We start from the raw sequence: 13,451 nt of genomic DNA, 5'->3' as shown, positions 1-13,451 counted from the left end.
CTTACTCGATGATCTTGGAAACCACACCAGCGCCGACGGTACGACCGCCCTCGCGCACCGCGAAGCGCAGACCCTCTTCCATCGCGATCGGCGCGATCAGCGTGACGGTCATCTTGACGTTGTCGCCAGGCATGACCATCTCGATGCCCTCTGGCAGCTCGCAGGCACCTGTGACGTCGGTGGTGCGGAAGTAGAACTGCGGACGATAGCCGTTGAAGAAGGGCGTGTGACGCCCGCCCTCTTCCTTGCTCAGCACGTAGACTTCGGCCTCGAAGTGGGTGTGCGGCGTGATCGAGCCGGGCTTGGCCAGAACCTGACCGCGCTCGACGTCTTCACGCTTGGTGCCACGCAGCAGGGCGCCGATGTTGTCGCCAGCCTGACCTTGGTCGAGCAGCTTGCGGAACATCTCGACACCTGTGCAGGTGGTCTTGGTGGTGTCTTTGATGCCGACGATCTCGACCTCTTCACCCACCTTGACGATGCCGCGCTCGACACGACCGGTGACGACGGTGCCGCGACCGGAGATGGAGAAGACGTCCTCGATCGGCATCAGGAAGGCACCGTCGACGGCACGCTCGGGCTCGGGGATATAGCTGTCGAGCGCCTCCATCAGCTTGTCGATGGACGGACCGCCAATCTCGGACTCGTCGCCCTCGAGCGCCAGCTTCGCCGAGCCGGTGATGATCGGGGTGTCGTCACCCGGGAAGTCGTAGCTCGAGAGCAGCTCGCGCACTTCCATCTCGACCAGCTCGAGCAGCTCGGCGTCGTCGACCATGTCGGCCTTGTTCAGATAGACGACGATGTAGGGCACACCGACCTGACGCGAGAGCAGGATGTGCTCGCGGGTCTGGGGCATGGGGCCGTCGGCCGCCGAGCAGACCAGGATGGCGCCGTCCATCTGCGCCGCACCCGTGATCATGTTCTTGACATAGTCGGCGTGACCGGGGCAGTCGACGTGCGCGTAGTGACGATTGTCGGTCTCGTACTCGACGTGCGCCGTGGCGATGGTGATGCCGCGCTCGCGCTCTTCCGGGGCGTTGTCGATCTGATCGTAGGCGCGCGCTTCACCGCCAAACTTCTTCGCCTGGTGAATGGTGATCGCCGCCGTCAGCGTGGTCTTGCCGTGGTCGACGTGACCGATGGTACCGACGTTGACGTGTGGCTTGCTACGCTCGAATTTTTCTTTGGACATCCCGCTCTACCTAAATCACTCGATTACTGTTTCTTGGAGACCGCTTCGGCAATGCTGGCGGGCACCTCGTTGTACTTACCGAACTCCATGCTGTAGGTCGCGCGACCCTGGGTCGCCGAACGGAGGTCGGTCGCGTAACCGAACATCTCCGAGAGCGGGACCTCGGCACGGATGATCTTGCCGGAGGGCGCGTCTTCCATACCTTGAATCATGCCGCGCCGGCTGTTGAGGTCGCCCATGACGTCGCCCATGTTCTCTTCGGGCGTCACCACTTCGACCTTCATGATGGGCTCGAGCAGCACTGGCTTGGCCTTGGCCGCCGCTTCCTTGATCGCCATGGAGCCCGCGATCTTGAAGGCCATTTCGCTCGAGTCGACCTCGTGGTAAGAGCCGTCGTAAAGCTCGATCTTGACGTCGACCATGGGGAAGCCAGCCAGGATACCGTTCTGCATGGCCTCCTGAATGCCTTTGTCGACCGCAGGAATGTACTCCTTCGGAATGGCACCTCCGACGATAGAGTTGACGAACTCGTAACCGCCGCCGGCCTCCATTGGAGAAACCTTGATGTAGACATGGCCGAACTGACCGCGACCGCCCGACTGACGGGCGAACTTGGTTTCCTGCTGGACGCTGCCGCGAATGGTCTCGCGGTAGCTGACCTGAGGAGCGCCGACGTTGGCCTCGACCTTGAACTCGCGCCGCATGCGGTCGACGATGATCTCGAGGTGAAGCTCGCCCATGCCGGAGATGATGGTCTGACCGGACTCTTCGTCGGTCCGCACACGGAACGACGGATCCTCCTGAGCCAGCTTGGAGAGGGCGACGCCCATCTTTTCCTGGTCGCTCTTGGTCTTGGGCTCCACCGCGACCGAGATAACCGGCTCGGGGAACTCCATGCGCTCCAGGGTGATCACCTTCCCGAGATCGCACAGGGTGTCGCCAGTGGTGACGTCTTTCAGACCCACGGCCGCCGCGATGTCGCCAGCGCGCACTTCCTTGAGCTCTTGGCGGTCGTTGGCGTGCATCTGCAGGATGCGACCGATGCGCTCCTTCTTACCCTTGACTGGGTTGTAGACAGAGTCGCCCGAGCTGAGCACGCCCGAATAGACCCGAAAGAAGGTCAGGGTACCGACGAAGGGGTCGGTCGCGATCTTGAACGCGAGCGCGGCAAAGGGCTCGTTGTCGTCGGAGTGACGCTCCGCCTCGGTCTCGTCCTTGTCGTCCAGGATGCCCTTGATCGCGGGGACGTCGACCGGGGAAGGCATATAGTCGATGACCGCGTCCAGCATGGCCTGCACGCCCTTATTCTTGAAGGCGGAGCCACACATCATGGGGACGATCTCGGTCTTGAGGGTGCGCGCACGGAGACCAGCCATGATCTCTTCTTCGCTCAGCGCCTCGCCCTCGAGGTACTTCTCCATGAGCTCTTCGCTGGCCTCGGCCGCGGCCTCGACCATCTTTTCACGCCACTCTTCGCAGGTCGCGACGAGGTCTTCCGGGATATCACGGAGCTCGTACTCGGTGCCGCGCGACGCCTCGTCCCAGAAAATGGCCTTCATCTTCACGAGGTCGATGACGCCCTGAAAGTCCTCTTCGGCGCCGATCGGCACCTGGATGGGCACGGCGTTGCCGCCAAGGCGATCCTTGACCTGCTCGACGACACGGAAGAAATTGGCGCCCATGCGGTCCATCTTGTTGACGAACGCAATGCGCGGGACGCCGTATTTGTCGGCCTGACGCCAGACCGTTTCGGATTGGGGCTCGACGCCGCCAACAGCACAGAAGACGGCGCAGGCACCATCGAGCACGCGGAGCGAGCGCTCGACTTCGATGGTGAAGTCGACGTGCCCGGGGGTGTCGATGATGTTGATTCGGTGCTCAGGGCGCTCGCGACTCATGCCCTTCCAGAAGCAGGTCGTCGCAGCGGACGTGATGGTGATACCACGCTCCTGCTCCTGCTCCATCCAGTCCATGGTGGCGGCACCGTCGTGCACCTCACCGATCTTGTGCGAGATCCCCGTATAAAAGAGGATGCGCTCGGTCGTAGTGGTCTTCCCAGCATCGATGTGCGCCATGATGCCGAGGTTGCGATACCGCTCGATGGGTGTGCTACGTGCCACGACTAAATCCGCCCTGATGAATCCGAAAAATAAAGAGCTCGACAAACAATGCGCCCGCAGGGCGCAGCGAGAGACTTACCAGCGATAATGCGAGAAGGCCTTGTTCGCCTCGGCCATGCGATGCGTATCTTCCTTCTTCTTGACCGCCGTGCCACGCGCATCCGCGGCATCCATCAGCTCGCCCGCCAGCCGCTGCGCCATGGACTTCTCGGAGCGCTTGCGGGCCGCATCGATGAGCCAGCGCATCGCCAGCGAGTTGCGACGCGTCGGACGCACCTCGACCGGCACCTGATAGGTCGCACCACCAACGCGCCGCGACTTGACCTCGACGGCGGGCCGCACATTCTCCATCGCCTGCTCGAGCAGCTCGATAGGCTCGGCGCCCTTCTTCTCCGCAACCTGATCCAAGGCCTTGTAGATGATTCGCTCGGCAACGGACTTCTTGCCGTCTTCCATCATCATGTTGATGAACTTGGTCAACAGCTCGCTTCCGTGCTTTGGATCCGGAAGGATCTGGCGACGGGCGGCAATGCGTCTTCTCGGCATGTTCTTTAAGGCTCCGACCTGACTCGTTGGTAACTGATCGCTTCAGCGCGAAATCACTTCTTCGGGCGCTTGGCGCCGTACTTGGAGCGACCTTGACGACGCTTCTCGACACCAGAGGTATCCAAGGTTCCACGCACGGTGTGATAGCGCACACCCGGCAAGTCCTTCACACGACCGCCCCGAATCAGCACCACGGAGTGCTCTTGGAGGTTGTGCCCCTCACCACCAATATAGGAGGCGACCTCGTAGCCATTGGTCAAGCGCACACGCGCAACCTTACGCAGCGCAGAGTTCGGCTTCTTGGGCGTCGTGGTATAGACACGCGTGCAAACGCCACGACGCTGCGGGCAGGCCTCAAGCGCCGGCACGTTGGACTTTGCCACGTTCCGCTTGCGAGGCTTGCGGACGAGTTGGTTGATCGTTGCCATGCAAAGAGTCTCCAGCGGCGCCCTCGCGCCATAATCTCTGATAGAGCTAAACGAAGCCTGCACGAAATCGCGCCAGCGCTGGTAAAGCGCCAGCCGTCGCGCACGAAGCGATCGCCTACTCGGGGACCGGGCGATAGACCCAGACCTAGGAACCGGATATTCGAAAATGAGACTAGCCGGCAGAGTGCCGGCTAGCTGAGACAGAGCAGTATAGGGACCGACCTAGCCGATGTCAACAACCATCATGCCGGCCAGGTAGGTCCCGAAGTAGCCCTATTCCGTCTCTGAGGTATTGAGCGCCTTCTTCAAGGCCTCTTCGAGATCCTCGGCCGCCATCTCGACCTTGGCCCCGCCCTCGCTTTCCAGACGCTGACGCCGCCGCTCCTGGTGATAGGCGAGTCCAGAGCCTGCCGGGATCAGACGACCGACGATGACGTTCTCCTTCAGTCCCGTCAGACGATCCGTCGAGCCGCGCACGGCGGCCTCGGTGAGCACGCGCGTCGTTTCCTGGAAGGAGGCCGCGGAGATGAAGGACTCCGTCGCCAGCGAGGCCTTGGTGATCCCCAGCAGCAGCGGATCGAAGAGCGCCGGCTGCTTGCCTTCGGCCGCAGCCCGATTGTTCTCATCGAGAAGATGCGAGTGCTCGACCTGCTCGCCACGCAGCAGGGTCGTGTCTCCGGGCGCCGTGACCTCGACCTTGCGCAGCATCTGGCGCACGATGACCTCGATGTGCTTGTCGTTGATCTTCACGCCCTGCAGACGGTAGACGTCCTGGATCTCCTTGACGAGATACTCCGCCAAGGCGGTCACGCCCTTGAGACGCAGGATGTCGTGCGACGACAGCTCGCCATCGGCGATCACCTCACCGCGCTCCACGCGCTCGCCCTCGAAGACATTGACGTGCCGCCACTTCGGGATCAGCTCCTCGACCGTCTCACCATCGTCCTTGGTGATGATGAGACGCTGCTTGCCCTTGGTGTCCTTACCGAAGCTGACCGTGCCGCTGGCTTCGGCCAGGAGCGCCGGCTCTTTCGGCTTGCGCGCCTCGAAGAGGTCGGCGACCCGCGGCAGACCACCCGTGATGTCACGGGTCTTACTGGACTCCTGCGGAATACGCGCGAGGATGTCACCCACGCCGACCTCTGCCCCGTGGGAGACGCTGACGATGGCGCCCGAGGAGAGGGCGTAGCGCGCCGGCAGGTCCGTGCCGGCGATATTGAGCTCATTGCCGTTCTCGTCGAGCAGCTTGACCATGGGGCGCAGGTCTTTGCCGGAGGCCGGACGCTGCTTGGGGTCGATGACGACCAGCGAGGTCAGACCTGTGACGTCGTCGACCTGTCCCTGAACCGTCACGCCCTCGATGAAGTCCTCGAACTCCAGCTTACCGGCCACCTCGGTGACCACCGGGTGGGTGTGCGGATCCCAGTTCGCCACCACGTCGCCCGGCTTGACGGCGTCGCCGTCGGCGACACGCAGCGTCGCACCATAGGGCACCTTGTAGCGCTCCTTCTCCATGCCGCGCTCGTCGACCACGGTCAGCTCGCCGGAGCGCGAGACCGCGACCAGGTTGCCGGAGTGGTGCTGCACCGTCTTGATGTTGTGCAGCCGCGCCGAGCCGCTGTTCTTGATCTCGATGCTGTTGACCGCCGCGGCTCGGGACGCCGCGCCACCGATGTGGAAGGTCCGCATCGTCAGCTGCGTGCCGGGCTCGCCGATGGACTGCGCGGCGATGACGCCGACGGCCTCGCCCATGTTGACGCGGTGCCCACGCGCGAGGTCGCGCCCGTAGCATTGGGCACAGACACCGACCCGAGACTCGCAGGTAATGGGCGAGCGCACGCGCACCTGGTCGATACCGACCTCCTCGAAGCGCTCGACCCAGCCCTCGTCCAAGAGCGTACCTGCCTCGCAGACCAGCTCATCCGTGCCCGGACGATAGACGTCGATGGCGCAGACGCGCCCGAGGATACGCTCGCGCAGCGGCTCGACCACGTCGCCACCCTCGATGATGGGCGACATCAACAGGCCTTCGTCGGTGCCGCAGTCCTCCTCGAGCACGACCATGTCCTGCGCGACATCCACCAGACGGCGCGTGAGATAACCGGAGTTGGCGGTCTTCAACGCCGTGTCCGCGAGGCCCTTCCGCGCGCCGTGGGTCGAGATGAAGTACTGGATGACGTTCAGACCCTCGCGGAAGTTCGCGGTGATCGGCGTCTCGATGATGGACCCGTCCGGCTTGGCCATGAGGCCGCGCATACCCGCTAGCTGACGAATCTGCTGGGCCGAGCCTCGCGCACCTGAGTTGGCCATCATGTAGATGGAATTGAAGGAGTCTTGCTTGCGCTCGGCGGCGATGCGCGACTTGCCGTCCTTCAATCCGTCGGCAATGCGATCCTTCGCACCCTGGGCCTTGATCTGCTCGAGATCGATGTGCTCCAGCACCTTGCCGCGATAGCTCTCGGTCAGGGCGTCGACCTTGGCCGCGAGCTCCTCCTCCGCCATGCTGCCGGCAGCGAGCAGAGAGCAGACTCCCTTCAGCTCGCCCTGCCAATCGCCGAAGATGCCGCGCATGAGGTCGCGCTTGTCGTCCTCTATCACGCCCATCACGGCCTGGCGATACTCGCTGACGAGCCGCTCGGCCTCGTAGGCGACACTGGCGCCCGCGGTGTCGGTGCCGAGCTTGGCCATCATGGCCTTGGCGACCTGGTCGTTGGTGCGCGACCAGATGTCGACCACCTTGTTGTAGCGCTCGCCGTTGGTGACGAGACCCGAGGCGTATTGCTCCTGGATCTCCTTGACCTCGGCCTCGGCCGCCGCGAGCAAGGCGCCCTTGTCCATCTTCATGTCGTGCGCGTCGGTCGGAACCTCCATGTCCTCCAGTCCGATGGAGACACCGGCCTTGGTGGCCATGCGGAAGCCCAGATACATGATCTGGTCGGCGAAGACCACGGTATCCTTGAGACCCAAGCGGCGGTAGCAGATGTTGATCAGCAGCGAGATCTGCTTCTTGCCCATCGGCCGATCGACCAGCTCGAAAGGCAGCCCCTTCGGCACGATCGCGTAGACCAGGGCCCGCCCCAAGGTCGTCTCCTTGACGCTGGTGACCTTGCGCACCGAGCCGTCCTTGTCCTTGATCACCTCGCGGATGCGCACCCGGCAGCGTGCGTGCAGATCGGCCTGCCCGGTCTCGTAGGCGCGGCGCGCCTCGTCGATGTCGGCGAACAAGCTGCCCTCGCCCTTCGCGCTCACGCGCTCGCGGGTCATGTAGTACAGACCCAAGACCACGTCCTGCGAGGGCACGATGATGGGCTCGCCGTTCGCGGGCGAGAGGATGTTGTTCGAGGCCATCATGAGCGCGCGCGCCTCGAGCTGGGCCTCCAGCGAGAGCGGCACATGCACGGCCATCTGGTCGCCGTCGAAGTCGGCGTTGAAGGCAGTACAGACCAGCGGATGGAGCTGGATGGCCTTGCCCTCGATGAGCACGGGCTCGAACGCCTGGATGCCCAGACGGTGCAGCGTCGGCGCGCGGTTGAGCATGACCGGGTGCTCGCGGATGACCTCCTCGAGGATGTCCCAGACCTCGGCCGTGCCGCGCTCGACCATCTTCTTGGCGGCCTTGATGGTGGCCGCCTGGCCGCGCAGCTGCAGCTTGCTGAAGATGAAGGGCTTGAACAGCTCTAGGGCCATGCGCTTGGGCAGACCGCACTGATGCAGCATGAGGGTCGGACCCACCACGATGACCGAGCGGCCCGAGTAGTCGACACGCTTGCCGAGCAGGTTCTGACGGAAGCGCCCCTGCTTGCCCTTGATCATGTCGGCGAGCGACTTGAGCGGGCGCTTGTTGGTGCCGGTGATGGCGCGGCCACGGCGGCCGTTGTCCAGCAGGGCGTCGACCGACTCCTGCAGCATGCGCTTCTCGTTGCGCACGATGATGTCCGGCGCGACCAGATCCAGCAGCCGCTTGAGGCGGTTGTTGCGGTTGATGACGCGACGGTAGAGATCGTTCAGGTCCGAGGTCGCGAAGCGCCCGCCGTCCAGCGGGACCAGCGGACGCAGCTCGGGCGGGAGCACCGGCAAGACCGTCAGGATCATCCACTCGGGCTTGTTGCCGGACGCGAGCAAGGACTCCATCAGCTTGAGCCGCTTGGAGAGCTTCTTGATCTTGGTCTCGGAGTTGGTGCCCTCGATCTCCTCGCGCATCTTGCGGATCTCGGCCGCCATGTCGATGGTGCGCAGCAGCTCGAAGACCGCCTCGGCGCCCATGCGCGCGTCGAACTCGTCACCGTTGGCCTCGAGGGCCTCCAGGTACTGTTCGTCGTTGAGCAGCTGGCCGCGCTCGAGATCCTGAACCAGGCCGGGATCGATGACCACGAAGGACTCGAAGTAGAGGATGCGCTCGATGTCGCGCAGCGTCATGTCGAGCAGCAGACCGATGCGCGACGGCAGCGACTTGAGAAACCAGATGTGCGCGACCGGGCTGGCCAGGTCGATGTGGCCCATGCGCTCGCGGCGCACCTTGGCCAGCGTGACCTCGACGCCGCACTTCTCGCAGACGACGCCGCGGTGCTTGAGGCGCTTGTACTTGCCGCAGATGCACTCGTAGTCGGTGATGGGTCCGAAGATCTTGGCGCAGAAGAGCCCGTCCCGCTCCGGCTTGAAGGTGCGGTAGTTGATGGTCTCGGGCTTCTTGACCTCGCCATAGGACCAGGAACGGATCATCTCGGGAGAGGCAAGTCCGATCTTGATCGCGTCGAACTCGAGCGCCTGGCCCTGTTGCTTGATGATTTTAAGTAGATCTTTCAAGACCTTAATCTCCTGCCTGGGATAACCGGCTTGGGATGGGTAGAGCTGTGGCGACACCCATCGCGGCAACGTATGAGCTTCGGCGGTCCCGGGCATGGGTCATACGGCACCATGCCCGGACGCGCCCGCTAGTCCTGTTGAAGCTCCACGTTGATGCCGAGCGAGCGGATCTCCTTGACCAGCACATTGAAGGACTCGGGCATGCCCGCCTCCATGCGGTGGTCGCCGTCGACGATGTTCTTGTACATCTTGGTACGACCGTTGACGTCGTCGGACTTGACGGTGAGCATCTCCTGCAGCGTGTAGGAGGCGCCGTAGGCCTCGAGCGCCCAGACCTCCATCTCCCCGAAGCGCTGCCCGCCGAACTGCGCCTTACCGCCCAGCGGCTGCTGCGTGACCAGACTGTAGGGACCGGTCGAGCGCGCGTGCATCTTGTCGTCGACCAGGTGGTTCAGCTTGATCATGTACATGTAGCCGACGGTGACGGGCCGCTCGAACTGATCGCCGGAGCGCCCGTCGAAGAGAATCGTCTGACCGCTCGGGACACCTTGGGCTGTGTTGTCGCGCTCGGCCAGCTTCAGCATGGCCTTGATCTCTTCCTCGGTTGCGCCATCGAAGACCGGGGTTGCCAGGGGCACACCCTTGATCAGATTGCGCGCCAGCGTGATCACCTCGTCGTCCGAGAAGGAGGCCAAATCCTCTTGCTTGCCGCTGGTGTTGTAGACCTGCTCCAAGAAGTCGCGCAGCTCGGCGACGGCAGCCTGCTGCTTGAGCATGCGATTGATCCTGTCGCCAAGCCCGTTCGCCGCCCAGCCGAGGTGCGTCTCCAGGACCTGCCCCACGTTCATGCGCGATGGCACACCGAGCGGATTCAGCACGATGTCGACCGGGACGCCGTCGGCGGAGAACGGCATGTCCTCCACCGGCACGACCTTGGAGATGACACCCTTGTTTCCGTGACGGCCAGCCATCTTGTCACCGGGCTGGATGCGGCGCTTTACGGCCACATAGACTTTGACCATCTTGAGCACGCCGGGCGCAAGGTCGTCGCCGCTGGAGATCTTCCTCTTCTTGACCTCGTAGCGCTCGCGGAATTCCTCGCGCTGCTGCTTCACCTGCGCGGCAACGGCCTCGAGCTGCGCGGCGATCTCCTCCTCCTGCATGCGGATCTCGAGCCAGGCGTCGCGCGAGGACTTGGCCTTGAGCTCGTCCAGATATTCCTTGGTGATCGTCGAGCCCGGGCGCAGATTGGCCGGGCCGCCGTCCGCCACCTTGCCAATCAACATCTTTTCGACGCGATCGAAGGTGTCGTTCTCCATGATGCGCTGCTGATCCGCAAAGTCCTTACGGACACGATCCAGCTCCATCTCCTCGATCTGCAGGGCACGCTTGTCCTTCTCCACGCCGTCGCGCGTAAAGACTTGAACGTCGACCACGGTGCCGCTCATGCCCGAGGGCAGACGCAGCGAGGTATCCTTCACGTCCGAGGCCTTCTCGCCGAAGATGGCACGCAGCAGCTTCTCTTCCGGAGTCAGCTGGGTCTCGCCCTTGGGCGTGACCTTTCCGACCAGGATGTCGCCATCGCGCACCTCGGCACCGACGTAGACGATGCCGGACTCGTCGAGCTTGGAGAGCGCGGACTCGCCGACGTTGGGGATATCGCCGGAGATCTCTTCCGGACCCAGCTTGGTGTCCCGCGCCAGGCAAGACAGCTCCTCGATGTGGATGCTGGTGAAGCGGTCTTCCTGCACCACGCGCTCGGAGATGAGGATGGAATCCTCGAAGTTGTAGCCGTTCCAGCACATGAAGGCGACACGCAGGTTCTGCCCCAAGGCTAGCTCCCCCATGTCGGTCGAGGGGCCGTCAGCCAAGACGTCGCGGCGCGCGACCACATCACCCGGCTTCACCAGCGGGCGCTGGTTGATGCAGGTGTTCTGGTTCGAACGGGTGTACTTGGTCAGGTTGTAGATGTCGACGCCAGGCACTTCAGGCGTCTTCATCGCCTCGTCGTCGTTGACGCGCACCACGATACGGGCGGCATCGACCGACTCGATCACGCCGCCGCGCCGCGCCACCACGCAGACCCCCGAGTCCTTGGCCACCACGCGCTCCATGCCGGTGCCGACCAGTGGCTTCTCGGCGCGCAAGGTCGGAACCGCCTGGCGCTGCATGTTCGAGCCCATGAGGGCGCGGTTGGCGTCGTCGTGCTCGAGGAAGGGGATGAGCGATGCCGCGACCGAGACGATCTGACGCGGCGAGACGTCCATGTACTGGACCTCTTCCGGCGGACGCATGGTGAACTCGTTCGCGTGCCGGCAAGACACCAGGGCATCGCTGAGCACGCCGCCCTCGTCGAGGGTCGCGTTCGCCTGGGCGATGACGTAGTTGCCCTCCTCGATGGCCGAGAGGTAGTTGATCTCATCGGTGACGCGACCACCCTCGACCTTGCGGTAGGGCGTCTCGAGGAAGCCGTAGGAGTTGGTGCGGGCGAAGACCGCCAGCGAGTTGATCAGGCCGATGTTCGGACCTTCAGGGGTCTCGATCGGACAGACGCGGCCATAGTGCGTCGGATGGACGTCGCGCACCTCGAAGCCGGCACGCTCGCGCGCCAGACCGCCCGGACCCAGCGCCGAGACACGACGCTTGTGGGTGACCTCGGACAGCGGATTGTTCTGGTCCATGAACTGGGAGAGCTGACTGGAGCCGAAGAACTCCTTGATCGCCGCCGAGACCGGCTTGGCGTTGATCAGCTCTTGCGGCATCAGGCCCTCTGACTCTGCCAAGGAGAGGCGCTCCTTGACGGCGCGCTCGACACGCACCAGACCGACGCGGAACTGGTTCTCCGCCATCTCGCCGACACAGCGGATGCGGCGGTTGCCGAGGTGGTCGATGTCGTCGACCGTGCCGCGTCCATTGCGCAGCTCGACCAGCACCTTGAGGGCATCGATGATGTCCGAGACACCCTCGCCCTGCGCCTCGAGCAAACCCTTGGAAAACTCATCCGTGCGGCCGCTGAAGTAGCGCCCGTCATAGATGACGCCCGGCCCCTCTTCCGTCGGACGCCCCAGCCGGCGATTGAACTTCATGCGGCCCACGGCCGAGAGGTCGTAGCGGTCGGGCGTGAAAAAGAGGTTGTGGAAAAGGTTCTGCGCGGCCTCCTTGGTCGGAGGCTCGCCCGGACGCATCATGCGGTAGATCTCGACCTGCGCCTCGAGATCGTTGGTGGTCGGGTCGATCCTCAGGGTCTCTGAGATATAGGGGCCCTGGTCGAGATCGTTCACGAAGAGCGTCTCTAGGGTCTCCACTCCCTTAGCGAAGAGGGCTTCCAACAGCTCGGCGGTGATCTGCTCGTTGGCCTCCGCGAAGACCTCGCCGGTATCGGTATCGACATGCGCGTGGGCGAGGGTGCGCCCGATGAGGAACTCGGCAGGCACTTCCAGTCGCTCGACGCCAGCCTTCTGCAGCTCGCGGATGTGACGCGCCGTCACGCGGCGGCCAGATTCGACCAGGAGATCGTCGCCGATCTTGACATCGAAGCCGACGGTCTCGCCACGCAGGCGCTCGGGCACCAGGTCGAGCCTGACCGTGCGGTCCTTGATGCGGAAGGTATCGGTCTCGAAGAAGCGCCCGAGGATCTCCTCGACGCCGTAGCCGAGCGCGCGCAGCAGCACGGTTGCCGGCAGCTTGCGCCTGCGGTCGATACGCACGAAGACGTTGTCCTTGGGATCGAACTCGAAGTCGAGCCAGGAGCCGCGGTAGGGGATGACGCGCGCGGAGAAGAGCAGCTTGCCCGAGGAGTGGGTCTTGCCCTTGTCGTGATCGAAGAAGACGCCCGGCGAGCGATGGAGCTGGGAGACGATGACCCGCTCGGTACCATTGATAATGAAGGTACCCGTCTCGGTCATGAGCGGCAGCTCGCCCATGTAGACCTCTTGCTCGCGGATGTCCTTGACCACCTTGGAGCCGGCAGGCGCCTCCTTGTCGTAGATGACCAGACGCAGCAGCACGCGCAGGGGCGCCGCGAAGGTCGCGCCGCGCAGGTGACACTCGCGCTCGTCGAAGACGGGCTCGCCGAGGCGGTACTTGACGTACTCGAGGACAGCATTGCCCGAGTAGCTCTCGATCGGGAAGACGGACTGGAAGGCGGCGTGCAGCCCCATGTCCGCACGATCCTTGGGCGCGCTATCGGCCTGCAGGAACTCTTTGTAGGAGTTGATCTGCGTCGCCAATAGAAACGGCACGTCCAGAATACTGGGACGCTTGCCGAAGTCTTTGCGAATGCGCTTTTTTTCGGTGAACGAATAGGCCATTATGCCTTCCCTCGAGGTGCTTGCGTGGGTCCCTGACAGGACGCGGACACGG

Annotated in this window: 6 protein-coding genes; all 6 read right to left on the bottom strand. The window is 63.7% G+C overall.

All coding sequences use genetic code 11. The features are described 5' to 3' along the window. Window position 1: 1 nt before the first annotated feature. The gene (gene tuf, locus G3446_RS14095; protein WP_164453465.1) at window positions 2-1,192 is read right to left on the bottom strand and encodes an elongation factor Tu; all 1,191 of its coding nucleotides are present in this window, start codon (window positions 1,190-1,192) and stop codon (window positions 2-4) included. A gap of 23 nt (window positions 1,193-1,215) precedes the next feature. Further along, window positions 1,216-3,312 carry an elongation factor G gene (gene fusA / locus G3446_RS14090; RefSeq protein WP_164453464.1) on the bottom strand — a complete coding sequence of 699 codons (2,097 nt, stop codon included), beginning with the start codon at window positions 3,310-3,312 and terminating at the stop codon, window positions 1,216-1,218. 75 nt (window positions 3,313-3,387) lie between these two features. After that, on the bottom strand, window positions 3,388-3,858 hold the full coding sequence (gene rpsG, locus G3446_RS14085; protein WP_164453463.1) for a 30S ribosomal protein S7: 471 nt from the start codon (window positions 3,856-3,858) through the stop codon (window positions 3,388-3,390). Window positions 3,859-3,911: 53 nt separating this feature from the next. Then, window positions 3,912-4,286, bottom strand: a complete 375-nt coding sequence (gene rpsL, locus G3446_RS14080) for a 30S ribosomal protein S12 (protein WP_164453462.1) — start codon at window positions 4,284-4,286, stop codon at window positions 3,912-3,914. Between the two features lie 273 nt (window positions 4,287-4,559). Beyond that, window positions 4,560-9,089, bottom strand: a complete 4,530-nt coding sequence (gene rpoC, locus G3446_RS14075) for a DNA-directed RNA polymerase subunit beta' (RefSeq protein WP_164453461.1) — start codon at window positions 9,087-9,089, stop codon at window positions 4,560-4,562. A gap of 128 nt (window positions 9,090-9,217) precedes the next feature. Next, window positions 9,218-13,399: a DNA-directed RNA polymerase subunit beta gene (gene rpoB / locus G3446_RS14070; protein ID WP_164453460.1), complete on the bottom strand. Its 4,182-nt coding sequence runs from the start codon at window positions 13,397-13,399 to the stop codon at window positions 9,218-9,220. Between the last annotated feature and the right edge of the window lie 52 nt (window positions 13,400-13,451).

Origin of the sequence: Thiorhodococcus minor (genome assembly GCF_010820565.1) — a bacterium.
Lineage (GTDB): Bacteria > Pseudomonadota > Gammaproteobacteria > Chromatiales > Chromatiaceae > Thiorhodococcus > Thiorhodococcus minor.
Note: the sequence above shows the minus strand (reverse complement) of the source record. Positions and strands in the feature narration are given on the sequence as shown.